This window comes from Paenibacillus sp. FSL P4-0184, from assembly GCF_038004625.1.
Lineage (GTDB): Bacteria > Bacillota > Bacilli > Paenibacillales > Paenibacillaceae > Paenibacillus_AQ.
Genome location: NZ_JBBORN010000001.1, coordinates 2,927,757 through 2,952,849, shown reverse-complemented (window position 1 = coordinate 2,952,849; position 25,093 = coordinate 2,927,757). Strand labels below are relative to the sequence as shown.

Genomic DNA, 25,093 nt, shown 5'->3' with positions numbered 1-25,093 from the left:
AAAAAGACCGCCTCCTGATCGGAAGCGGCCCATTACAATTTCCTTATGGAAATCTTATTTAACAAGAAGAAACGACTTTATCGTCCTATTAAGACGACATCGGTTCCTCGTAGAAATATAAGGATATTATAGTTGTGCAGCATATAAATTCTTATATTATTAAACAGTCGCGAGTGCTTTGTCGAACTGAGTTTTGTTCATGCCAACAATTTTATGCTCACCGATTACAGTTACAGGAATAGCCCTCACTCCCATGTCCCATACTTGCTGCGCAAAATCATCGTTCTGCTCGACATTGCGTTCTTCGTAGGATACGCCTTTTTCGCTTAAAAAGCTCTTCACCTGACGGCAATGCGGGCAATTTGTTGAGGTATATACAATTACATTCTCCATGGTATGACCTCCTATAAAAGATATACAGTGATGATATCAATTGTAGCATTGAGGGTTTTTCAAACCAAATTATAGAATAACTGCACTGTGCTCCAAGCTTTCGATATATTTCTCAGCATCCATAGCTGCCATACATCCACTACCTGCTGCAGTAATCGCTTGTCTGTAACGAGTATCCTGTACATCACCACATGCGAACACGCCTGGGATATTAGTTTCGGAAGTGCCTGGGTTCGTCATGATATAGCCATCCGCATTGGTTGTGATCTGTCCACCTAAGAAAGAGGTATTAGGGTGGTGGCCAATCGCAACAAACACGCCGCTTGCTTCGATGATTTCTTCTTCACCAGTCTCATTGTTAAGCACTTTTAGTCCATTGACGCCTCTTTCGCTCGAAGTCACTTCCAGAGGAGTACGGTTCAAGTTCCAGTCTACTTTAACATTAGCGCGTACACGATCCTGCATGATCTTCGAAGCACGCAATTCTCCACGACGGTGCACCAAAGTCACTTTGGAAGCAAAACGAGTCAAGAAACCCGCTTCCTCAAGTGCGGAATCTCCGCCACCAACAACCACGATCTCTTTATTACGGAAGAAAAATCCGTCACAGGTAGCGCAGGTGCTCACACCGCGTCCTACGTTATCTTGCTCCCCTGGGATACCGAGGTATTTTGCTGTAGCGCCTGTGGAAATGATCAATGTATCTGTAGTAAGAACACCCATTCCTTCAACATTCAGCTTAAAAGGGCGCTCTCCAAGTTCTACACTGTTCACCCAGCCCGTACGGAATTCTGCACCAAAACGTTCAGCTTGTTTACGCATATTATCCATCAAGTCAGGGCCCATGATTCCTTCAGGAAATCCAGGGAAATTCTCCACTTCTGTAGTTGTGGTTAATTGTCCACCGGGTTGAGGTCCTTCGATGACTAGTGGGTTCAAATTGGCACGAGCCAAATAGATAGCGGCGGTTAATCCTGCCGGTCCAGTACCAACAATTATTGATTTATACATATCTATGTCCTCCTTGAGCTAAACGGCAATGACGTCGCTTCTTATTTAAAATAATTATAATGTAGTGTTAATTATGATAACTGAAAGCAAATATGTCAATATGCCAGACTCCCAAGTTCCGAAACTATTTTGTGAACAATTTAATTTCAAAAAATATTATCGCAATAATCTTAGTCCATTTAGAATCACTAATATCGTACTGCCTTCATGCCCTATCACGCCAAAAGGAAGAGCGATCCCTTGCACAAAGTTGCTGATCATAAGCACTGCAATCACAGTCACAGCAAAAATCATATTTTGCTTCACAATACGCTGCGAACGACGCGCCAATGATATTGTTGAAGCGATCTCTTCTATATTATCATTCATAAGCACTACATCGGCTATTTCAAGTGCTGCGCCGCTTCCTTTCATGCCCATCCCCATGCCTACGGTTGCTGTCGCCAAAGCAGGTGCATCATTCACACCATCACCTACCATAACAACGTGACCATACTTTTCACGTAGTGCTCTGATATGCTTTACTTTATCCTCCGGTAATAGATCGGCAAATACCATATCCACTCCAGTTGTACCTGCAATAACCTGAGCTGTAGCGTCACGGTCACCGGTAAGCATTGCCACTTTAATCCCAAGCTCCTGCAGCTTACGCACTGCGGCTTCTGCTTGTGGGCGAACCGTATCCTGTAAAGCAATCATTCCCGCAATCTGCTCACCGTCCAGAATAATGGAGACGGTCTTCCCTTCTTCAGCCAACTGCTGCCGCTTAAGTTTCCAATGCTCTAGTTCAGGATTCATAGCAGATCGAGTCAGCTCATCGAGCAAATTAGACTTACCGATTCTCCAGAGATGTCCGTCGATTTGACCTTCAATTCCCCAACCTGTGATGGTTTTACTGTCTTCTACTCCCTGTAGCGCTAAACCTTCCTCTTCTGCTTTACGCACAATCGCTTCCGCCAGTGGATGACGGGACATATGCTCAATGGATGCGCTAACCATCAGCAACTCTTGCCGACTGTAGCCTTCACCTGCAATAAAATCAGTTACCTGAGGAGTTCCCTCTGTAAGCGTCCCTGTCTTATCGAATGCCACAACCGTTGTGCGTGCCATATTTTCCAGATGGACCCCGCCTTTAAACAGAACCCCTTTTCGCGCACTTTTGGAGATGGCTGACAGCATCGCTGGCATAATGGAAGAGACCAAAGCGCAAGGTGATGCTACTACAAGAAAGACCATCGCTTTATAGAAGGTTGCGCTCCAGCTCCAGTCCAGCAAAAACGGTGGAAGGATAATCAGTGCCACTGTCGAGGCTACGACAACCCGTGCATAGATGGCTTCTAGTCTTTTAATAAATCGCTGGGAGTTAGGAACTTCCGTCTCTGCCTCTTCTACCATTTTGATGATTTTAGCAAAAAGGGTGTTCTCAGCTGCTTTCGTTACCTCAATATAAAGGGGTCCTTCTCCATTAACAGTGCCTGCAAAAACCTCGCTACCGGCACATTTCTCTACAGGAACCGATTCTCCCGTAATGGAAGCCTGATCTACTGCTGATTCCCCCCGATATACCTTGCCGTCTGCCGGAATTAAATCTCCCGGGCGCACAAGCAGAAGATCTCCGATCACCAGCTGGTCAATATTAACCTCATTCATACTTCCTTTTTCAATGCGCATAGCCGTAGCCGGTTTGAGTGCCATCAGCGAGGAAATATCCTTTTTACTACGTTCCATCGTATAACTCTCTAATGCTCCACTGAGTGCAAAAATGAAAATAAGCATAGCACCTTCATTCCAGTATCCAATGGAAGCTGCGCCTAGTGCGGCTGCAATCATTAATAGGTTCACATCGAGATCTCGTTCTTTGACGAGCGTTTCTACGCCTTCCTTTGCCTTGTTCCAGCCACCAATTGTATAAGAAATGACATAGAGCGCTATGGAAAGAATTTCTGACCATCCACCAACAGACCAAGCAATAAGCATAAGCAGTCCGCTGCCCAGAGCAGCCTGCATTTCAGAATTGCTGAGCATTGCACGCGGATCGAACCGGCGCTTTGGAGCGCCTGGCTTCTTCATGCTGCCAGAGATAGATGACTGCTTGGGTAAATGTTTTGATGTTGCTTGCATAATAATCGCCGTCCTTTAAAGTTTTGTGGAGTTTTACTTCATTGACTCTTCTTCGCAACAAAACTTGCTTCGTGAGCATACGCTTTGTTTTGTGGAGCCTAACTTCATTGGTTTCTCTTCGAAACAAAACTTACTTTGTGAGCATACGCTTTGTTTTGTGGAGTTTTGCCAAGTGAGAATGAGAGCCATTATTAAGACCCCTAAAATGACACATGCTGCCCCGGCTTAGCCGGGACAGCATGATTGAGAACTATAGGTAGTGAGAATGATAATCATTGTTGCAACAGTACAACTATATTTCCTTAGTGCAACTTATGTTTTAATAATACCACCAGGAATTAAAAAGTAAAGCCTATCTATTCAGCTAAACGCCATTTATTTCAGAATATGTGTTAGCTGCCCGTTTAGTGGCGAATTTTATCTAATAGTTCTGTTAAGACATGCTCCTCGAATGGAGGGCTGGGACAAGACTATATGACCTTAACGACAGCCCCTCTTTGATGATATTTCAGAGTCACTGGACGATCTTATTTGATATACACTTAATTTCATTTGAGTAGTAAGAACTACGTGGACAAAACCGCTATCGGATACATGTACACTTTTGAAGCAGGCAGTCAAAATGATCAAAACGAAGAGAAATAATTCTTAATCATAAAGAGCAGTGATTCTCCAATAACGGCAGAATCACTGCTCTTTTGTCTTTTTATCGATTCTAAATGAAACGTATCGTCTTATTTAGAAGAAAAAGCGGCTTAGGTAACAGCCGCTTCGTTGTTGTCCTACTGCCTTCCACCGGCGGCAGTATCCAGTGTTTCCTGCTGCCTGGCGATCCAGATCAGACAGGCTGCTCTAAGCAGCGCTTCGGTCCGCTGACCTGCGCTGCAAAAGATCCCGCTGAGGCCGATCTGATACAGATCGGCCAAAGCCGACGCCGCCGGAGTCCCCGCGGCGAGAACTACCGCCGCCGGCTTCACGCTCCGCACGGCGGCAAGGATCTCCCCCGCCGCCAGGGTGAAGCCCTCTGCGGCGGCCCCTTCCGGCGCGAGCTCGCTCGCCGCGCCGTCGAGCACTAGGAAATCGGCGATGCGCGCGATTTCCGCGGCGGCGGAGGGCTCGACATCGGGCGCGATCAGCGCCCCGATGCGGCACGCCGCCGCATAAGCGTGGCCGAGTGTCTGATCGGCCACGACCTCGATGAATTCGCGCTTTGCGGCGAATTCGGCTCCGCTTGCGGTGTAGGCGACCAGCAGGTCAAGGCGGCAATCGCCGCCTTGCCGCTGGCTCTCCGCCACCGCAGTAAAAAGCGCTTCGAGCTGCGCGTCCTGAAGCGCGGTGAGCTTTGCGGGCTGCGCCGCAAGCTCCTCTGGATGCAGCAGGGTGATGGCTGCCCATTCACCATCCGGCGATTCCAGCAGCGCTGTGGTCGCTGCCTGCAATCGATAATAAATCCGCTGCAGCATTCGATTAGCCTGCAGCTCATCTTCACTGGATAACCAGTTCTCATAAAGACAGAACAATTCAGGTTCAAGCAGCCATTCCTCACTTCGTATCAGACAAGGTCCAGCTTGAACGGATCTTGTTCCTTCTCTTGTAGTAGGGCGCTCTTCACGTTCTTCTCGTCCTTCACGCAGCACTAAGAAGGCCGACTGTTCTCCAGGGCGCTTAAAATAAGAACGGTTCAAAGGTTCTACGACATCCTTCTGCTCTACTCCGGTGATAAATTCTGCGGCAGCGGAGGCAACGGATCCGGCTTGACTCATTTCCATCCCAACAGCCCGATCACCGGCCTTATACATGAACTTGAACGGGCGCTCTTCACTACTCCGAAAACCATCCTGCTGACGTTCACCCTTCATCTTCGCACCCACCCTTTATCTTTGGATTGCTGCCGGTACGCCTAGTAAATAAACATCATGCCACCGACATCTTATTACCACACTTATAAATACGGGAACCTCCCATGAAATATGCAAGCGTTGCCAAATCATATGAATAATTAGCCTTATTAAATCACAAAAAAAGGCATCGCCGCATAGCAGCAGATGCCTTCCTTGAACTTCATTGTTCTATTGTTGACTGGCGGCAATGGCCTGTTCCAGATCATAAATAATATCATCAATAGATTCCGTACCAATCGATAAGCGGAGCAATTCCGGAGTTACTCCCGCTGTGGTTTGCTCTTCATCCGACAGTTGTGCATGTGTTGTGCTTGCAGGGTGGATAATCAATGACTTGGAGTCACCGACATTCGCCAAATGCGAGAACAGCTTCACATTTTCAATCAGCTTGCGTCCCGCAGCACTTCCACCTTTAATACCGAAGGTAAGGATCGCGCCTTGACCTTTAGGTAAATACTTTTGCGCTAATTCATGAGATGGATGAGTAGGAAGTCCAGAATAACTTACCCATTCTACATCTGCGTGTGCCTCCAAATATTGCGCAACCTTTAGTGCATTCTGGCTGTGACGTTCCATCCGCAAATGGAGTGTCTCGAGCCCTTGCAACAGCATCCAAGAGTTAAATGGTGAAATAGAAGCACCTAAATCGCGAAGTAATTGAACGCGGGCTTTGATAATATAAGCAATCGGTCCAACAGCTTCCGTATAAACAACGCCATGATAACTTGGATCAGGCTCTGTAAGTCCTGGGAACTTACCGCTTGCCTTCCAATCGAACTTACCACCGTCCACAATAATTCCACCGATAGATGTACCATGCCCGCCGATGAATTTAGTTGCCGAATGAACAACGATGTCAGCTCCATGCTCAATCGGACGCAGTAAATATGGACTTGGGAACGTATTATCCACAATAAGAGGAATTCCATGTTCGTGTGCGATCGCTGCAACGGCTTCAATATCTAGTACATTCCCCTGTGGGTTACCAATGGTTTCTGCATACAAAGCTTTGGTTTTATCATTAATCGCAGCACGGAAGTTCTCTGGATTATCCGAATCCACAAAATGCACCTTAATACCAAGCTTTGGCAGCGTTGTAGAAAAAAGATTATAAGTTCCACCGTATAGGCTTGCCGCAGATACAATTTCATCCCCAGCGCCCGCAATATTTAGAATGGAGAAAGAAATAGCCGCTGCCCCGGAAGCTGTAGCAAGTGCACCTGCTCCACCTTCTAGTGCTGCCAAACGCTGTTCAAATACATCTGTAGTCGGATTCATCAGCCGAGTGTAAATATTACCGAATTCTTTGAGCGCAAACAGATCCGCTGCATGATCAGCATCACGGAATCCATAAGACGTGGTCTGATAAAGCGGTACAGCACGTGCGAAAGTAGTTGGATCAATTTCCTGGCCTGCATGAACAGTCAAAGTTTCAAATGACAGCTTACGGTCTTCTGACATAGGTATTTCCTCCCTTTATAAATAAGAATAGAAATCTTTAACAAATAATAATTGTACCCATTCTCTCATAAACGACATCATTTGAAAAGAAAAAAATCTTATTATTCCGGTGCGAATTATTATATTTTAATTTAATTCAAAGGAAGGCATGTCCGATGATCATCAGATAACGCTTTCAATAATAATTTTTAAGCCGAAGAAACGTGTATCACCATATGTACCTGCTACAGAACATCTACGCAATAAAAAATAGAATAGCGGCGGATAAAGCTTATCCACCTCATCTCACCGCTACCATTTTACTTATCTTCTTTTAGTAATTGCTTTGGCTTGTTTCACCCTTAGCAATCGCTACACCGCCGCTGGTACCAATACGGCTTGCACCAGCTTGTACCATTACATGTGCATCTTCTGCACTACGAACACCACCGGAAGCCTTCACACCCACATTAGGTCCAACCGTTGCACGCATCAGCGCGATATCTTCCTTCGTTGCCCCACCTGTAGAGAATCCTGTGGATGTTTTTACGAAGTCTGCTCCAGCTTCAACAGAAAGCTTGCAGGCACGAACCTTTTCTTCTTCCGTTAATAAACAGGTCTCGATAATGACCTTAGTCAGTGCTTTGCCGCGAGCTGCGTCTACAACTGCTGCAATATCACGTTTAACCAACTCATTGTTACCATCTTTCAGCGCTCCGATGTTGATGACCATATCCACTTCACCAGCACCATTAGCGATAGCATTGGTAGTCTCAAATGCTTTGGTCTCTGTTGTCGAGGATCCGAGCGGGAAGCCGATAACTGTGCAGACTTTAACTTCAGGCGTATCCTTCAACACTTCATGGGCAGTAGCTACCCAAGCAGGGTTTACGCAGACTGAAGCAAACTTATATGCTTTTGCTTCCTCTGCCAATTTAACGATATCTTCTTTCCGTGCATCTGCTTTAAGCAGTGTATGATCAATGATCCGCGATAGTGTAATTTCGCTCATTTTTGTCATTCCTCCATGATTTGGATAGTGAATTTTTTTCATCTCTGTAATCATACCAATAGAACTCTGCTTTGCAAAGTCGAATGGGCGATCAGACCCACCCTAACCTCGATTAATTCATATAAATACACTTAGAGAAGGTCATTATTTACTAAATTATCTTTTCAAGTTAATTTTATACCTTCTTGTATTTTTTAAAATATAAAGGATAATCCCCCTAAACTTTCCCATTAAAAAATACGATAATATCTATATAAATGGGTTTTTTAGCCTATTTATTTAAATTTTTCTTTTATCACATTTAGGAGGAGATCGATTTAAAATGGGAAACTTTAATTTCACCTCAAATGCTGCAGCCCAAAAACTGAATGTACAAGTAGAAGGTTCTATGTCACCCGAGGACGCCGGGCGCTTCATTCAAGAGTACAACCAAATCGTAAGTACATTTGACCCAGCACAATATGAGATCATTTTAGATTGCAAGACATTAAACGTATCCTCGCCCGACACTCTTCCTATGCTTGAGCAATGCTACATACTGTATAAAGAATCAGGATTTAAAAAAGTAACCTTCATTATTGCCAAAAGCCCTGTCCTAAAAATGCAGCTAAGCCGAGTAGCCCGGGCAACGAAATTAGAAAATTACGAAATTATTGAAGCATAGGAGGTTTCATTTGGGACATATAACCATCCGCCAAGCCGCTTATTACCATCCGGAACATGTCGTATCTAATGATTATTATCTGGAGCATTTCCAGAGTATGGGCAAGGACATTAAGCGATTCCTAGAAGTCATGGGTCGTGACCGGAGATACATCGTAAACGATAAGGATGAAAATGCCCTAACGATGGGACTCAAAGCCGCCCAAAAAGCGCTACAAGAAGCCAATTTACAAGGTGAAGATATGGATATGATCATGTTCGCTTCACAGACACCGGAATATACCTATCCTACCAACGCACTCCTGCTGCACCGCATGCTACAAGGTAAACATCGGACCATTACGCAAGATTCCAATGCCAACTGTGCAGGAATGGTGTCTGCTGTAGAGCAGACAAGTCGTTATATGCAAGCTAATCCTAGTATCCGGTACGCACTTGTCGTGGGAAGCGACTATAGCTCAGTGCACTGCAATACGGATGATGAAATTACTTACCCTAACTTCGGAGATGCCGCAGCAGCTGTCATTCTGGAACGGAGTAGCGAGCAATCAGGCTTCATTGACTCCCTTTATTACACTGATTCTGAGGGATCTGAGAATATTATGTTCCCTGCTTGCGGTTTATCGAATATTTATCACGAGGACATTACACCTGAGCAAATTCGGATACGCTGGACACCCTTTGACGGTACTGTTTGTGTAAATGCGGCGGTTGCAGACATGAAAGAGCTTCTCTCAAGAAACGGCCTGACTACAGATGATATATCTGCCTTCTGCCTTTCACAATTCTCTCTCAAAAATATCGAACTCATCCAAGAGGGTCTTGGACTTACTGATGAGAAATTCATCTATGTAGGCGACGAGTTCGGATATACGGCTACAAGCAGTCCTTTTATCGCCTTTCAACGCGGAGTCGAAGACGGACGAATCAAACGTGGCGATTATGTCTTCTTCTGGTCGGTTGGTGCTGGTTGGCAAATTCCTACAATGCTTTATCAATATTAATAGCATAAAAAGCCCTACTTCTATAGAAGTAGGGCTTTCCCATCAGAGGAACAGATGTTGAAGCAGACAGCTACGAACTCAAACACAGCACAGCAATTTGTGAAATAAATCAGAAATCTAATAATGAATTATTTAGTCAGGGATTGAACATCCACAAATGGAGTGGCTCCCCCTGTTACAGATGGCAGTACGCCGTTCCATTTTTCCAGCGCTTTCTCCTGAACCTCTATTTGCTTCAGCTGCACCAGCTCAGGCGTAACCTCTTGCTTCTTAAGTCTTAAAGATTCGGCTTCAGCTTGCGCCTGGGCGATCTTTTGCTTCGCTTCAATTTCAATCCGCCGGAGATCATTTTCGGCCTTCAGCGCCTGCTGCTGGGCGACCTGCTTCGCTTCAATCGACTGGTTAAACGCCTCAGAGAATTTAAAGTTAACAATGTTAATATCGTTGACGATCAGATCATATTTTGCCAGCCTAGCGGTTAAGTGCTCACTGATCTCACTCGACACTACATCACGGCGTGTAATCAAATCCTCTGCTGGATATTTGGCTGTCACTTCTTTAACGATTTCTTGAATGGCCGGATTGATAATTACATTATCAAAATTACCTCCGATATTGTTCATCAGATTAAAGGCAGAAGCCTTATTTACGGAATAGTTCACCGCTACATGTGTGGATACGGGCTGAAGATCTTTTGAAGAGGCTGAAGTATCGGTCTCCGCTTTCGTTACCTGCGTATTGACTTGAATCACCGTCTGAATAAACGGAACTTTAAAATGAATACCAGGTGACAACGTATTGTCATTTAATTTACCAAAGGTTTTGTACAAACCTACATGCCCATATTCCACAGATACAAAAGAGTTCGCGCCAATCAACAATACAATGAGCACCGCTGCAACACCGCTAACTATTTTCCCCGGTCGCAGCTGTTTCAATTTCGGATTCATTTGCATATTCATCCAATACCCCTCCTAGATTATGGATAATCATTTAAGCTTAATCGTCTATACGGAGGTTTGAGGGAATTGGTCGCAGGAAATATTTCAGCAGCAGTGGTCATGGCGTTACCGCTCTGGGATCAGTCCTTCTAGGGTCAATCGGAATCTTTTGCTCTGCTTGTCCCCGATATTAAAAGCTTCATATATTCCTTCATCCGTTAGCACTACGGAGTCCGCCTTCAAAGCATCATTAACGTAAGTTACCTCAGCGTGATCAACATTCCAGCGGTAAATGTAGGCACTCATCGGATTTCCATGCGCGGCTACACCCTCAATAGATCCATCCCCATCAACATCCAGCTCTTTGGAATGTCCGGTATCTATTTGCAGCAATCCCGAGGGGTTACCACTCTCGTCGATTAAATAATAGTTAGTGAGCGAATTATTTGCTCCTAGTCCACCGGTGATTTTCAGCACCTTTTCGCTAAAAATCCGCACCACTTCTACCTTGATATCCTCCGGCTGACGATAATTATAAGTTCCTATCGCCCCTAGACTGTATTGTCCTTTGGAAGTAGAAATGTTGGCATACACGTAGTCTTCGTCACTAGCCATCGTATACACCTTCACTTTGACTCCTCCGAAATTATCCAGCTTCTTCTCTGTAATTAAAGTAGCGCCTGTAGGTGGATCACTTAGTTGAGAGACTACGGGGATTGTATCCACCAGCTTCCACTCTAGCTTGATGAGATTTGCAGCGGTGTCCGTTGGCTTCGGTCTTGATGTGTGGTAGTCGTTAGCCGATTGAAGGGGGGATGGGTCAACCTGATGTTGGCAACCTGCCAGCAGATTAATTAGAAGCAAAGCTGTCAGCGTAACGGATTTATGTAGAGGAAACATCCTTGATCACTTCCTATCCTCTTTTTAAAATTAAATCTTTCATTAATCATAGATGAAGTTAGGCATTCAAATGTTACTTTTAGGAGGCGGTAGGGTTAATTTATTGTCTTTTGAGGGTATGCGCCGATCAAAAAGCTAAATTGGCATACAAAAAACCCGCATCAAATGCGGGTTTGAGAGGAAAGAATCAAGAACCTAGCAGTTCACGCGCCAGTAGTCGGTAAACCTCTAGCCGTTTCTCCTGCGAATGCGGAATGCTGCAAATCATCGCTTCCTGGAAACCATATTGTGCTTGTTCTTCTTGCAGGCGTACGGCGATGTCTTTAACCGCACCAACCAAATGAATCTTACGGCTTTCCTTGATTGACATCCGGTCAATTTCCGATAACGATATGTTCTGAGCTTCTTCTGGTGTCAGCACCTGAGTAATTCTGCCCTTGCTCATCATCAACCGAAAAATATCCTGCGGTAATGCCTCATACTCAGCTTCTTCCTTCGTTTCTGCTGTGGTCACCATATAGGATACACTAATCTCAGGTTTGTCCATGAAGATAGAAGGCTGGTAGTTATTCCGATATTGATCCAAAATCTCATTACTCATGGCACCATTAAAAAATTGCGCAAAGGAGTATCCGACTCCCATCTGTGCTGCTTTTCGCGCACTGTTGCCGCTCGAGCCTAACAACCATACCTCAGGGAGCACCACCTTCGTTGGAGCGGCAAGATTTTTGGCATACAACTCATTTTCCGGAATCTGATCACTAAGCAGCTGCATAGTAATGCCAAGCTTATCATACATGTTATGCAGCATTAACTCGCGGCCTTCAGACAGAGCGTACATAGCACTTGTATCGCCACCAGGAGCTCGTCCCACACCGAAATCAATTCTCCCCGGGGAAAAAGCACTTAACGTTTTAAATACTTCCGCCAGCTTAAGTGGAGAATAATGCATCATCATAACACCGCCGGTGCCGATTCGAATACGGTTGGTCTTAGCGGCTAAACGGGCTGCCGTTACTTCCGGAGCTGAGCTAGCAAATGTATTTCCGCCATGGTGCTCTGCCATCCACATTCTGCTATATCCCAACTCATCTGCTAAAATAGCCAGTTCTTCTGCTTTATTCAGAGCACCTTCCGCTGTGTTACCACTTGTCACGGGTGCCTGATCCAATACGCTTAATCTCATGCGAATACATCCCTTCTTTGGTTAGATGACCATTTTATTGCTGATCCATTCCTCTAAGGCTGCAATCTTATCTTTAAAGCGTTCACCACGCATTTCCTCCGACAACGAAGCAATAGTCTCCCGCTTTAATACAGCTTTCCAAGAGGATTCAGCTTCTTCCATCAGATTGGTTAACAGGCAGCAGCTATCTTCTTTCTCTAAATCCAACATGTCTACCAGAATACCATTGGATGAATACAGCGACTGCTGTCCTTCCACCGCAAGGTAAACGTCATATACACGAATATCTTCAGGTCTCTTCTTTAATTTAAAGCCACCTTTAATGCCGGGAACAGACGTGATGATGTCTGCGGTTACCAGCTTTCTTAACAGTTTCTGAAAATAGGTCACCGATGCTCCGAGCTGCTGGCTAATCGCTTCTCCAGACAACACCGCTTTGTCCGGCAGCATGTTAAGCAGAACCAGTGCATACACTGACTGTTCTACCCCTGTTTTCATATGCATGTACAGCACCTCGATCTACATAAATTGCTTAATACAAACTGTAGACTATACCACCCGCGTATAAAGCGGATAAACATTATCCACTTTATACTTTATATCAGTTTGCACCAAAAGTAAAACCCTGCTCGTCTTCTCTTACAGTTAATATCTGCTATAAAAAAAAGATCGCGCATATAGCGCAATCTTTTTTCATATGGATAATCCCACCCGCTGAACCAGCTGTGAGCTCTGATTATTAAGTCCGGTAATGGTGACTTTTTTGCCACGCTCGGCGTATTTGCTCATCGTCTTCGCTATGGCATGAACTGCGGATTGGTCCCACACATGAGAGTGTGAAAAATCGATAATAATATGATCGGGATCGCTATCGTAGGCGAATTCATGAATGAAGTGGCTTGTCGTGCCGAAGAACAGCTGGCCGGTAACCGCATATGTTTTGGAAGAGGCAGCTTCCTGAACTGTTAGGCGGATCGAAGCTATTTTCCAAGCAAACGTTAAAGCACTTAGCAGAACCCCAAACAAAACGCCAATAGAAAGATTGTCTGTAGCCAACACGGTGACCACCGTCACAATCATAACCAGCGCATCGCTAAGCGGAACACGGGTTAGAGATTTAAGCGAGCCCCATTCAAAGGTGCTGATACAGACCATTATCATTACGCCAACGAGCGCGCCCATCGGAATCTGCTTAACCACATCGCCAAGTACGATAATTAGGAACAATAAAAAGATCCCTGATACAAACGTGGACAGACGCGTGCGTCCTCCTGACTTCATGTTAACCATTGACTGGCCAATCATCGCACAGCCTGCCATCCCTCCGAAAAAACCAGTGACTACATTCGCCAGCCCCTGTCCCTTCGCCTCTCTGTTCTTATCACTACCTGTGCCCGTAATATCGTCTATTAAGGTGGCAGTCATCAGTGATTCCAATAACCCAACTACGGCCAGCGAGAGTGAATATGGCAAAATAATAAGCAGCGTATCCAGCGTGAACGGGATCTGCGGTAAATGGAATAGTGGCAAAGTTGCTGTAATATTCCCCATATCCCCTACGGTTCTTACGTCCAGATGAAGAGCGATGCTAAGAATAGAAACGATAACAATCGCTACAAGCGCTGAGGGTACGGCTTTGGTAAACCGAGGAACCGTATAGATAATAAGCAATGTCAGAGCTACCAGTCCATACATCACCCAGCCTTGTCCCTTAAAATGGGTAAGCTGCGCCATGAAAATCAGTATCGCCAGCGCGTTGACAAACCCCGTCATGACCGGCTGTGGCAAAAAAGTGATGAATCGGCCCAGCTTTAGCATCCCCATCAATATCTGAAACACACCAGCCAGTACAGTTGCCGCGAACAGATACTCTATTCCATGCTCTAGTACGAGACTTCCGACTAATAGGGCCATAGCCCCTGTAGCCGCCGAGATCATTCCGGGTCTGCCTCCGGCAAGTGCGGTTATAATTGCAATACAGAAAGAGGCATATAAACCAACCATCGGACTTACTCCCGCCAAGATCGAAAAAGCGATCGCTTCAGGAATCAGTGCAACGGCTACGGTCATCCCCGATAAAATATCGGTTCGAGTGTTAGAAAACCACCCATTATTTAAGGTAAGCTGCTTCAAAATCTAATTTCCTCCTGTGACTCATAAGGTATATAGGCCTTTTTCAAAAAGACCCGGGGCCGGTGCAACGCTAATGTTCCTTATTGTACTCGACCCGCCTTCACCTTCACAAAAAGATTAGATAGACTTGTAAGCGCTTATTCACCTCATTTTCTAGCCAATCCTTGAAATATCATTCAAATTCTATATTTCTAGATTACCGGTATAGTCCGGAAGCTTTCACTTCATTAAAGAAGTTGTTGAACTCATCAATATTCAGCTGCTGCGCGGCATCGGACAACGCAGTTGCAGGATCAGGATGAACCTCGACCATAATACCATCGGCTCCGGCTGCGAGTGCGGCTTTTGCACAAGGGATAAGAATATCTTTGCGTCCTGTGGAGTGAGTAACATCGACCAATACTGGCAGATGGCATTCCTGCTTAAGAATAGGCACTGCTGAGATATCGAGCGTGTTGCGGGTCGCTTTTTCATACGTACGAATTCCGCGTTCAATCAACATGATTTGTGTATTACCACGAGACATGATGTATTCCGCTGCATGTATGAATTCATCGAGCGTAGCAGCCAATCCGCGTTTCAGCAGTACAGGCTTATTGACTTCTCCGACCGCTTTTAGCAGCTCGAAATTATGCATGTTCCGTGCACCGATCTGGATGATATCTACATAATCTAAGGACTCTTCAATATGTCTTGGATCTACAATTTCACTGATGGTCAGCAGACCATAATCATTTGCTGCTTCACGTAATATTCTTAGGCCGTCCATACCTAGACCTTGGAAATCATAAGGAGAAGTCCGCGGCTTGAAGGCACCTCCACGCATAACACGTACACCAGCTTTTTGCAGGGCTGCAGCTACGGTGCGGGTCTGTAGTTCACTTTCCACAGAGCAAGGACCAGCTACCATCAGTGAAGAAGTACCGCCAACAGTAACATCTCCCGGCAGAACAATCACAGTGTCTTCTTTGTGACTCTTACGCGCTACTAGTAAAGTTTTTTTATGTTCATCGGATTGTAAGTCCAGAGATGCTGAAAAAATTTGTTTGAAGAGGCTGCGGATGGTTCCGTTAGTGAAAGGTCCTTTGTTGCTCGCTACGAGCTGATCCAGCATTTTCTTTTCACGTTCTGGATCGAATTTAGGCACACCTTGCTTTTCTTTAACTACTCCAATCTCCTGCACAATTTTAGCCCGCTCGGAAATCAGCTCCAGCAATTGCCCATTAATTTCATCCAGACGACCTCTAAGAACATCCAATTCTACGTTACTCATTACCCTTCCACTCCCTCTTCTTATTTATAATTTGAAACGCAAAAAGGCCCCCCGTCGCAAGGGACGAGGAGCCGTGGTACCACCCTTATTTAGAATTAACCCTTAAACTAGCACAAAGGAATAGAAAATCGGATTCCCTCGACTAAAGATTAACTCTATCTTAAACCCAGTAACGCGGGGCGCGGGCCTCCCTACTCATACCTGTCACGACCTGTGACAAACTACTTCAGGGGCCGACTCGGAAGTGAACTTCGGCATTAATCGTCTCATGAGGGTGCTCTCAGTCTCCGGCACGCCTTCCCTGTTAAGATCCGCTATAATGCTTACTCTCTTCGTCATAGTCTTATTTATGTCAGCGCGTCTTTTGCGCTGGTTTCTGCTATCTTAATCAAAAAATGTTTCCGATGCAAGATAATAATGGAACGCTGAGTAGCTTTAACGCAATAAAATCATATGAGATACAATTATTCTTATAACAACTCGCTTGAATAGACTTTGAAGTATGAAATAACCCATACCCATACTATTCTGCCACTGCTTTAAAGGTTCCAATCCCTCTCTATGTATGAAGTTGACAGCGATATTTTGATTGTTTACAATTAAATCATTGAAAATATTTCCTGTTCGTATTCACTGGCAGCTTTAGCGTTGACAATACATAACTGAAGGGATGTAGCAGCATGAGCATTTATCCATATACAGCACGCAGTATCCGAGGAAAAGAGATCGAACTAGAGGAATATAAAGGTAAAGTACTTTTGATTGTAAATACAGCAAGTAAGTGTGGGTTTACCCACCAATACTCCGACCTGCAAAAGCTCTATGAGCGGTACGAAGATCGCGGCTTCCAAATTCTCGGTTTCCCTTCCAATCAGTTTGGGGAGCAGGAGCCTGGCAGCAATGAAGAAGTGAATGTATTTTGCCAAATCAATTACGGCGTTACATTCCCTCTCTTTGAGAAGGTTGAAGTAAAGGGCGAAAATAAACATCCCCTCTTCACTCACCTTACTGAGCAGGCTGGATTTGAAGGTTTCGACATGAACCATTCTTCAGGAAAGCTGCTTCAAAGCATGCTTGAGAGCAAAGATCCGGAAGCACTGAAAGATGACGAAATCAAATGGAACTTTACTAAATTTCTAATTGATCGCGAAGGCAATGTAATTACAAGATTCGAATCTACTGTGGATCCGCTGGATATTGAGCCAGCGATCGAAGCACTGCTATAGATTTTTTTAGATATATACCGAACTAATGATATCAACTTAAAGCACAGTAGTCACTGCGGTGAATAATTGGACATCCGGCCGCTGTTGTCCCCAGATTTCTTGAATGAAACCGCTCTTGGCGGCGGAAATCCCGGGAGAAAGGCCTATATTGATTGAATTTCTATACAACAATAAGCCGCCCAGACTCCAACTCTGGGCGGCTTTTTCACGTACGGTACTGCTCGGTAAACACTTCAAAATAAGGGGTGGTATCCCTTTCAGCCATTGAGCCGTTAGCGCCCGGTCCCCAGCCGATCTCAGCCCGCCAGCTCCCTAGCAACCCTGTCTGGATTAGCGCCTCCTCATTTACACCGATCAGCTGATCTGCCTGTGGTGCTACATAAAGTGCATCTACAGGGCAATAAGCTTCACACATAAAACAAGTCTGGCAATCTTCCTGACGCGCAATAACCGGAATCTTCCCCTGCATTTCGAATACGTTTGTCGGACATACTTTCGTGCACAGTTTACAACCCACGCAGCGTTCCACGCTGATTAGTTCAATCATATCGCCTGCCCCTCCTTTAGTAAATTCAGTTCATGAGCATGGGGCACAGCCTCGGTACCGATGCTTATTTGCTCTATACCGGATACAATCAGCCGGTGGGTTTGACGCGGATCAAGCTCCGGATATTCCGCGAGCTTTTGCAGGCCGCGCGTCTCCTTCCGGGCCAGCGCGGCAGTGTACATCCATCTGCCGACCGCGAGCATAGCGGCGGCTTCGCGTGCTTGCACGATGCCCTGTACGGTAGCGGGAACCCGCCCGTTCAAGAAGGGCATCAAGGCATTCAGCCGCTTCAAGGCTGAAGAAATCCCCGGTTCGCTGCGGAAATAATTAATCTGCAGCGGTAAGATTTCACGCTGGATCGCCGCGACAAGCGGCTTCACCTCCAGCGTTTCCGAGGTGTCGGCGCCAGCCGCCAAACCGTAGCGTCCCGCTGCGGTCAGATTGCGGCTGTTCGCCTGCCCTCGGCTGGACCGCGCATGCTGCGCGGCTCCCTGGCCTGCCCAGCTTCCGCTGCATATGGCCCAGGAAGCATTATAAGCCCCGCCGCCGGAGATGGCGCCGGTCACTTTCTCGCGAGATGCGGCATCTCCGGCCGCATAGAGTCCGGGCACGGTCGTCCGGCAATCCGTGCCCGTTAAGCGCAAACCACCCGTGCCGCGCGTGGTTCCCTCATAGCGCAGGGTGAGCGGGAATTTCTGCTTAAACGCATCAATTCCCGCACGCTCCAGCGGCATAAAGAAAATCGGATGCGCTTTTCGCAGAAAATCCTGTTTCTCCGCTGTATCTGCCAGATCGAGCGAAGCATAAACCGGCCCCTTGAGCATCATTTCAGGAATGCTACCAAAGGTCCGATCCCCTTTATGCAGCGGATGACCGTCAGCGTCATAAAGCGTTGCCCAAGCTAGCATACGGCCACGTGTTACAGTCCCATCTGCAAAGCTCGGAGCGTATTGGCGGCTGAATTCCATGCCTGACAAATCGGCTCCCACCTCAGCGGACATCAACAGCCCTTCGCCTGTCAGTACGTTGCAGCCAAGACCTTTGCTGAGAAAAGCACAGCCTCCGGTTGCCATCACAACGGCATTTGCCTTCACTTCCCAAGACTCCCCTGTCAGACGGTTGATCCCACGTGCCCCGCCAACCCCATGTTCATCCTGAAGAAGCTCTAGCGCTGGCGACTGATCGAGGATCGTGCCCCCCGCTTTGCGGACAACTTTTCGCATAATCCGCATGTACTCTGGTCCATGCAGATGTGTACGCAGTGAGTTACCTTCTTCATCCTTCGGAAAAGGATAACCCCACTGCTCAACTAGAGCCAGATTCTGCTCTACCTGATCCAGCACGCGGTGAATCCAAGCATTCTCCGACAGATATCCACCAGCTTTTAGTCTGGATTGAACCGCCTGCTCACGCAGCTCGGCAATTGGAGGGATAACGAGCAGCGTTGTACCGCCCGGAGCAGTGGCGCCGCTTGTGCCCAAGTAGCCCTTATCGGCCAGGACTACTTTTGCACCTTGCGACGCTGCACTCCATGCCGCCCAAGCTCCTGCGGGACCTCCGCCAAGCACGAGCACATCCACTGTCATTTCCTTCTTAAGCTGCGACATATCTTTTCCTCCCAAGCATTTGCGCTTTCCAAGCAATTGTTATTTCAGCTGCCAATCGCTAATATTAAAGTCTTTTTTCGCTAATTTTTCTTCGACAAGGAAGTTCTTGGTACCCTCCAGTAGCTTGGTTCCTTCGTCAGTGAACGCGGTATCTTTGATATCACTAATTGGATTTACTTGCTTCGCCAGCTCTGGCGTTGTATCTCCGATTTCGGCCAGAAATTGATAATATTCATCCTCGTGTTGTTTCAAATCCGCCAAGGCTTTCTCACGGGCTTCGTTCCACGCCTTCGGAAAGTCAGGGAATTTCGCCAGATAGTCCTCGGACACGACAGTTGCACTAGTGCCAAGCAAGTTCGGATGCTTTGAGGCATCGTCTAAGTGAGTGTAACCTTGGTCAATTAACTTCAGCGCAGGTACACCCAAATTAGTCGTAGCATCTACATCTCCACGGGCCAAAGCTGCGGTAGCATCCGGAATGAGCATATGCACGAGTTTATAGTCAGTTACGCCTTCCTCCTGAAGTAATCCAACCACATAGCGGTGCATGAAAGAGCCTTTTTGAATGGCAATAGTCTTCCCTTGCAGATCCTTCACCGTCTTTGGTCCATCCTTCTTACCGATAAGATAACCGATAGTGTTGGCTGAGGATTGTGAAATCAGACGTGTCTTGGCGCCAGAAGCATAAGCAATAATAGCAGGTGTATCCCCAAGGCTGCCGATATCTAATCGACCACTAATTAAGGATTCTGTCTGATCAGGACCGTTTGGAAAGCCCGTAAGCTTCACTTCAGTAATGCCATATTTCTTCAACTCTTCTTGAATGATCCCTTTATAAAAGCCCCAGCCCTCCGCGCCACCTGGCACATTCAGCTTATTAGAGCCTATAAAACCAAAGTTCAGTACCGCTGGAACGTTACTTTCGGCTTTGCCTCCAGATTTCTCTGTACTAGAGCCGCCGGATGCAGATGCTCCATTTCCTCCAGCGTTATTTCCGCAAGCCTGAAGAACCAGCATAACCATCATAATCGTAGTTAAAAGTGCAAATCGTATCCTTTTAGAACGTTTCCCTTGAATCTCTCTGTACGCTGGTTTCATTTCTTTCTCCCCCTAGATTTATGTTATTTATCTTAATCTTAATCAAGGTCAGAACCCTGCCCTCGACGCCAATTTGTACATAAAGTCATGACTTGCTACCGGTTGTCTGCCTTTGCCCCAGCCTACCTTTTCACGGTAACCACCAAGTAATCCCTGCTCCTCTAGCCCTGCCTCTGTCACCCCAATCACTTTCTCTGAATCTGGCGCAACGTATAGAGCATCCACAGGACAATACAGCTCACACATAAAGCAAGTCTGGCAATCGCTCTGCCGGGCAATAACAGGAATGCCATCCTCTACCCGTTCGAAGACATTGGTCGGGCAGACCGATACACATTGGTTGCACTCTACACATCTGGCAGCGCTGATCACCTCTATCACGATAGAACACCCTCCTTGGCCACGGCTTCTGTCTTCACCCATACCTGATCCAATCCACCGCTAATCAAGCGATGATGCTGTTCTTGATCCGTTCCCTTAAAATCTTCACGCTTATGCATGCCCCTCGTCTCCGTACGGGCAAGCGCGGAATTGTACATCCAGCGGGCGGTTGCGGTCATTGCTTCTGCTTCACGCGCTTTAACCCCTTCAGGTGTACGCTGAATCTCACGGCTACGCTGTTCTTTCCACAATTCATCCAGACGACCTAATGAAGAGGTCAGCCCTTTATCCGTACGGAATAAATTAATGTCATACGGCTTCACTTCAGCCTGCACAGCAGACACAACCTCTGACGTATGAGCTGATACTCCAGGCTTCACTTCTTGATGAACCAGTGGGGAAGATGATAAGCCGACTGGATTACGGTACGCTGCATTCGAGCCAAGGCTCTGCGCATAGACAGCAGCCCCTTCTCCTGCAAAACTGCCGGATGACATAGCCCAAGCCGCATTATGGCTGCCACCACCAGTAAATCCCCCGCAAATTAGCTCACGGGTAGCTGCATCTCCTGCCGCATAAAGTCCGGGAACACCTGTACCACAGCTTTCGTCTGTGATATGAATACCACCCGTCCCACGAACCGTTCCTTCCAGACGAAGCGTAACCGGAAAAGCATCCTTGAAAGGATCGATCCCTTGTCGATCAAAGGGCAGGAAAAAGTTCGTCTGCGCCACCCGCAGCAGCGGTCTTAAATCCTCTGGCGCTCCATCCAGCTTGGCATACACCTGATTGCCTGCTAGCAGATTCCGAGCGATAACTGAACGCCCTTTCTTGGAACCCGCACCTTCCACAATGCTCCCATCCTCATAATAAAAACTGGCATAACTGTAGTACGCTGTCTTAGTCACCGATGAGAATGTAGGGCAAATCGCGTAGGCATTAGAGAACTCCATACCTGACAGATTCGCTCCGGCTTCCGCAGCAAATAAATAGCCATCACCAGTAAGCACGTTGCAACCAAGCGCCTTACTTAGAAAAGCACATCCACCAGTTGCAATAACAACCGCTCCTGCCTGAACAGTCCAGGTGTCGCCACTCTGCGTATGGACTCCAGCCGCTCCAGCTACGCCATGCTCATCCGCTAGGAGCTCCATGGCTGGGCTATGATCTAAAATTTTAACGCCCGCCTTTTTCACCAGCTTACGCATTAATTTCATATATTCCGGTCCCTGAAGACTCTTACGATACTGGTTACCCTGCTCATCTACAGGGAATGGATATCCTGAAACGCCAAGTTTGTTCATATTGGCATAGGTACGGTCTAGCACTCGGTCCATCCAGCGGGATTCAGCCAACTGACCGCCCAATGTATAACGACTTGCTTTGGCCTCCTCCCGGAGCTTCTCATCCGGCTTCACATACCAGACTCCTGTTCCTGAGGGTGCCGTTGCACCGCTCGAACCGCAGTAGCCTTTATCTGCGAGGACAACTTTCGCCCCCTTCGCTGAGGCCGTAAGGGCTGCCCATGTTCCTGCCGGTCCTCCACCTATAACGAGCACATCCGCCACCAAATTCAACGATCCTTTTTGTATCGATCCACTCATAGCTCAACACCTCCTCAAATGATTTACCCTTCGTAACTATCGCGCCAGAACAGGAATTTGCGTTCAATGATTCGGAACAAAGAATCGATTAGCTTGCCGACAATAGCAAAGATAATAATGCCTACAAACACAACCTCTGTATTAGAATTCTGCTTCGCCTCATTGATCAGGAATCCAATGCCGGATTGTGATCCAATGAGTTCAGCTACAACAAGACCGATCCATGCTACAGCCAATGACAGTCGCAACCCTAACAAAATCCCGGGTAGTGCTGCCGGTAATATCAGCCTGCGCAGCCTCTGGTAAGGGCTAAAGCCTAACACCCGGGACACCTCAAACAGCTTATTGTCCACATTGCGGATGCCCATAAACGTATTAATATAGAGTGGAAAGAACGACCCTGTCAGAATGATCACTACTTTGGACATCTCCCCAAAGCCGAACCACAAAATAATCAGCGGTGCTATAGCTAGATGAGGAACAAGCCTAAGGACCTGAACACTAGGATCGAGCACATATTCCACACTGCGAAACAAGCCAGTCAGTACTCCGAATAAAAGGCCTAGAACGCCTCCGATAAGAAATCCAACTCCCGCCCTTCCCATACTGACACCTAGGTGATGAGTTAACTCTCCAGTCACCAATAGGCCTGTAAAAGCTCTGGCGATCGACAATGGAGTCGGCAGAAACTGCGCGGAGATCAGTCCGGTGCTTCCTGCCAGCTGCCAAAGTACTATTGTCACCACCGGAATGATAGCGCCCGTTCCCCAATCTGACAGTAGAGATTTCCATGCTATAGGTACCGCGGATTTCTCCAATGTCTTAGTCGATAAAGGGGCAATATCACTGCTATCTAGCGAATCTCTTGCTCTTGTAGTGTTATTCAAAATAGCTTCTGCTCCATCGCTCATGGCGCATCCCCCTTTCGTTTCTCGCGCGTTTTCTGTTTATCCGCGATAGCTGTCCTGCCATCTCAGCAGCCGGCGTTCAATGTAGCGAACAATAGAATCACTCACCAGTCCTGCAATGGCAAAAATAATAATTCCCACGAACACCACAGGTGTATCCGCGAATTGACGCGCGTCCGACATCATATACCCAATGCCTGAAGTGGAAGCAATCAGCTCTGCGACTACCAGACCTAACCAAGAGAGCCCCAAGGAAAGGCGCACTCCGAGAATAATATTCGGCAATGCGGCTGGAAGTACTAGTCTTACAACCTGCTTTAACCGGCTGAATCCAAGCACTCGAGATACTTCGAACAGCTTATTATCCACGCCGCGAATACCCATGAACGTATTAATATAAAGCGGAAAAAATGCTCCTTTAGCAATCAACAGCACTTTAGACTCCTCACCGATCCCGAACCATAAAATGAATAGCGGCACTACCGCCAAGCTTGGTATCATGCGAATCATTTGCAGGGATGGATCTAGCAATTTCTCTGATCTGCGGAACAGACCTACGAGAATGCCTAATAGCAGACCAAGTCCACCACCGAGCAGGAATCCGGAAAGGGCTCTGACCAAGCTGATCCTAAAGTTCGGCCATAAATCCCCTGAAGCAGCCAAAGATACAAATGATTCAGCAATGGTATACGGCGTCGGGAACAGCATCTCTGAGATCATTCCATAGTGTCCAAGGGTCTGCCACAGAATCAGCACAGTGCCCGGCAGCAGAAGGCCTAGTCCCAATGTTGTTACCTTTCCGGGGCGTCCGGAAGTTCTTACGGCTATAGCCCGGTTTGTCATGCTCTGCACCCACCTTTTTTAGCTTTACAATCTCTTTAAATAACAAAAAGAGACCCTCGAATATTGAACACTTTCGGAGGTCTCCATTGGTATGGTCGACATATTTATATTCCTGCCCCGTCAATAAGCTCAAGCTCATCGACTTTTTCAAAATAATTCAGCACCTTCAGGCGTAGCTCTTGAAAGGAAGACGTTGTTTTTTTACGTGGATACGGCAAATCAACCGGGACAATCTTACGTATTTTCCCGGGGCGAGGTTCTAGAATCACTACCCGGTTACCTAGAAATACAGCCTCATCAATATCATGCGTTACAAAAATCATGGTTGTTTTGTTGGCCCGCCAAATGTCCAGTAACACCGTCTGCATATGCGCTCTAGTGAACGCATCCAGTGCACCAAACGGTTCATCCAGCAGCAGGATTTTGGGATTTCGCAGTAGCGCACGGGCTATCGCCACCCGCTGGGCCATCCCTCCCGATAACTCCCGGGGATAGGATTTCTCAAACCCATTTAACTTGACGAGATCAATCAACTCATCGACCTTACGTCTAATTTCTTTGTTGCCTAGCGGCAAATCAGAAGCAATATTCTTCTCTACGGTGAGCCAAGGAAAGAGACGATGCTCTTGAAAAATAAATCCCTTATCGATTCCGGGACCCCCAATCTCCATCCCTCCTAAGGTAACGCTCCCCGTATATCCACTGTCCAAACCGGCCACGATGCGCAGCAGCGTGCTTTTGCCACAGCCACTGGGCCCGATGACCGTAATGAATTCACCCTCTTGCACATGGAGATCAACATTATACAGTGCCTGAACATGACCTCCGGTAGACTCAAAACGTTTATTTAGATTTGAAATCGACAGCAACGCTTCTCCCATCGTGACCCCTCCTTAAATTC

At 46.7% G+C, this 25,093-nt stretch carries 24 protein-coding genes; 3 read left to right on the top strand and 21 right to left on the bottom strand.

The window, feature by feature from the left end:
• Positions 1-159 precede the first annotated feature (159 nt).
• The 6 genes from MKY52_RS12895 to deoC all read right to left on the bottom strand — a co-directional run bounded on the left by MKY52_RS12895 (position 160) and on the right by deoC (position 7,878).
• The gene (locus MKY52_RS12895) at positions 160-393 is read right to left on the bottom strand and encodes a glutaredoxin family protein (RefSeq protein WP_042191899.1); all 234 of its coding nucleotides are present in this window, start codon (positions 391-393) and stop codon (positions 160-162) included.
• 69 nt (positions 394-462) lie between these two features.
• A complete protein-coding gene (gene trxB / locus MKY52_RS12890) occupies positions 463-1,404 on the bottom strand; it encodes a thioredoxin-disulfide reductase (RefSeq protein ID WP_042191901.1) in 942 nt (313 codons plus the stop codon).
• A gap of 156 nt (positions 1,405-1,560) precedes the next feature.
• The gene (locus MKY52_RS12885; protein ID WP_341051630.1) at positions 1,561-3,525 is read right to left on the bottom strand and encodes a heavy metal translocating P-type ATPase; all 1,965 of its coding nucleotides are present in this window, start codon (positions 3,523-3,525) and stop codon (positions 1,561-1,563) included.
• A gap of 782 nt (positions 3,526-4,307) precedes the next feature.
• Positions 4,308-5,384, bottom strand: coding sequence for a hypothetical protein (locus tag MKY52_RS12880; RefSeq protein WP_341051629.1), 1,077 nt, complete (start codon positions 5,382-5,384; stop codon positions 4,308-4,310).
• A 210-nt stretch (positions 5,385-5,594) separates the two neighbouring features.
• A complete protein-coding gene (locus MKY52_RS12875; protein ID WP_042131076.1) occupies positions 5,595-6,887 on the bottom strand; it encodes a homocysteine synthase in 1,293 nt (430 codons plus the stop codon).
• Positions 6,888-7,200: 313 nt separating this feature from the next.
• Positions 7,201-7,878 carry a deoxyribose-phosphate aldolase gene (gene deoC / locus MKY52_RS12870; protein ID WP_143759565.1) on the bottom strand — a complete coding sequence of 226 codons (678 nt, stop codon included), beginning with the start codon at positions 7,876-7,878 and terminating at the stop codon, positions 7,201-7,203.
• 322 nt (positions 7,879-8,200) lie between these two features.
• On the opposite strand from deoC, the gene MKY52_RS12865 reads away from it, so the two are divergent.
• The gene (locus tag MKY52_RS12865) at positions 8,201-8,542 is read left to right on the top strand and encodes a hypothetical protein (protein WP_042191906.1); all 342 of its coding nucleotides are present in this window, start codon (positions 8,201-8,203) and stop codon (positions 8,540-8,542) included.
• Between the two features lie 10 nt (positions 8,543-8,552).
• A complete protein-coding gene (locus MKY52_RS12860; RefSeq protein WP_076285496.1) occupies positions 8,553-9,545 on the top strand; it encodes a ketoacyl-ACP synthase III in 993 nt (330 codons plus the stop codon).
• A gap of 128 nt (positions 9,546-9,673) precedes the next feature.
• Here the strand turns inward: MKY52_RS12860 and MKY52_RS12855 are convergent, their stop codons facing one another.
• From MKY52_RS12855 to MKY52_RS12830, 6 genes are all read right to left on the bottom strand, one after another.
• Entirely contained in the window at positions 9,674-10,507 is an 834-nt protein-coding gene (locus MKY52_RS12855) for a prohibitin family protein (RefSeq protein WP_042191910.1), read from the bottom strand.
• Positions 10,508-10,612: 105 nt separating this feature from the next.
• A complete protein-coding gene (locus tag MKY52_RS12850; RefSeq protein WP_341051627.1) occupies positions 10,613-11,386 on the bottom strand; it encodes a hypothetical protein in 774 nt (257 codons plus the stop codon).
• A gap of 187 nt (positions 11,387-11,573) precedes the next feature.
• Positions 11,574-12,572, bottom strand: a complete 999-nt coding sequence (locus MKY52_RS12845; RefSeq protein WP_341051625.1) for an LLM class flavin-dependent oxidoreductase — start codon at positions 12,570-12,572, stop codon at positions 11,574-11,576.
• 21 nt (positions 12,573-12,593) lie between these two features.
• The gene (locus MKY52_RS12840; RefSeq protein ID WP_149644874.1) at positions 12,594-13,076 is read right to left on the bottom strand and encodes an Rrf2 family transcriptional regulator; all 483 of its coding nucleotides are present in this window, start codon (positions 13,074-13,076) and stop codon (positions 12,594-12,596) included.
• A gap of 189 nt (positions 13,077-13,265) precedes the next feature.
• Entirely contained in the window at positions 13,266-14,708 is a 1,443-nt protein-coding gene (locus MKY52_RS12835; protein ID WP_445671022.1) for a SulP family inorganic anion transporter, read from the bottom strand.
• A 193-nt stretch (positions 14,709-14,901) separates the two neighbouring features.
• Positions 14,902-15,978, bottom strand: a complete 1,077-nt coding sequence (locus MKY52_RS12830; protein ID WP_341051623.1) for a bifunctional 3-deoxy-7-phosphoheptulonate synthase/chorismate mutase — start codon at positions 15,976-15,978, stop codon at positions 14,902-14,904.
• Between the two features lie 680 nt (positions 15,979-16,658).
• Between MKY52_RS12830 and MKY52_RS12825 the strand changes: the two genes are divergently transcribed.
• Entirely contained in the window at positions 16,659-17,204 is a 546-nt protein-coding gene (locus MKY52_RS12825) for a glutathione peroxidase (RefSeq protein WP_341051621.1), read from the top strand.
• Between the two features lie 36 nt (positions 17,205-17,240).
• Here the strand turns inward: MKY52_RS12825 and MKY52_RS12820 are convergent, their stop codons facing one another.
• The 9 genes from MKY52_RS12820 to MKY52_RS12780 all read right to left on the bottom strand — a co-directional run bounded on the left by MKY52_RS12820 (position 17,241) and on the right by MKY52_RS12780 (position 25,073).
• Complete coding sequence (locus MKY52_RS12820; RefSeq protein WP_341051620.1) at positions 17,241-17,372, bottom strand: hypothetical protein; 132 nt, start codon at positions 17,370-17,372, stop codon at positions 17,241-17,243.
• A 37-nt stretch (positions 17,373-17,409) separates the two neighbouring features.
• Positions 17,410-17,751, bottom strand: coding sequence for a 4Fe-4S binding protein (locus tag MKY52_RS12815; protein WP_076285502.1), 342 nt, complete (start codon positions 17,749-17,751; stop codon positions 17,410-17,412).
• A complete protein-coding gene (locus tag MKY52_RS12810; protein ID WP_341053409.1) occupies positions 17,748-19,358 on the bottom strand; it encodes an FAD-binding protein in 1,611 nt (536 codons plus the stop codon). The genes MKY52_RS12815 and MKY52_RS12810 overlap by 4 nt, the downstream gene beginning before the upstream one ends.
• A 39-nt stretch (positions 19,359-19,397) precedes the next feature.
• A complete protein-coding gene (locus MKY52_RS12805) occupies positions 19,398-20,456 on the bottom strand; it encodes an ABC transporter substrate-binding protein (protein WP_339243516.1) in 1,059 nt (352 codons plus the stop codon).
• A gap of 48 nt (positions 20,457-20,504) precedes the next feature.
• Positions 20,505-20,837 carry a 4Fe-4S dicluster domain-containing protein gene (locus MKY52_RS12800; RefSeq protein WP_076285505.1) on the bottom strand — a complete coding sequence of 111 codons (333 nt, stop codon included), beginning with the start codon at positions 20,835-20,837 and terminating at the stop codon, positions 20,505-20,507.
• A complete protein-coding gene (locus tag MKY52_RS12795; protein ID WP_341051618.1) occupies positions 20,834-22,441 on the bottom strand; it encodes an FAD-binding protein in 1,608 nt (535 codons plus the stop codon). The genes MKY52_RS12800 and MKY52_RS12795 overlap by 4 nt, the downstream gene beginning before the upstream one ends.
• 23 nt (positions 22,442-22,464) lie before the next feature.
• Positions 22,465-23,352: an ABC transporter permease gene (locus MKY52_RS12790; RefSeq protein WP_341051616.1), complete on the bottom strand. Its 888-nt coding sequence runs from the start codon at positions 23,350-23,352 to the stop codon at positions 22,465-22,467.
• A gap of 36 nt (positions 23,353-23,388) precedes the next feature.
• The gene (locus MKY52_RS12785; protein ID WP_341051615.1) at positions 23,389-24,192 is read right to left on the bottom strand and encodes an ABC transporter permease; all 804 of its coding nucleotides are present in this window, start codon (positions 24,190-24,192) and stop codon (positions 23,389-23,391) included.
• A 104-nt stretch (positions 24,193-24,296) separates the two neighbouring features.
• Complete coding sequence (locus MKY52_RS12780) at positions 24,297-25,073, bottom strand: ABC transporter ATP-binding protein (protein ID WP_341051613.1); 777 nt, start codon at positions 25,071-25,073, stop codon at positions 24,297-24,299.
• Positions 25,074-25,093: the final 20 nt, after the last annotated feature.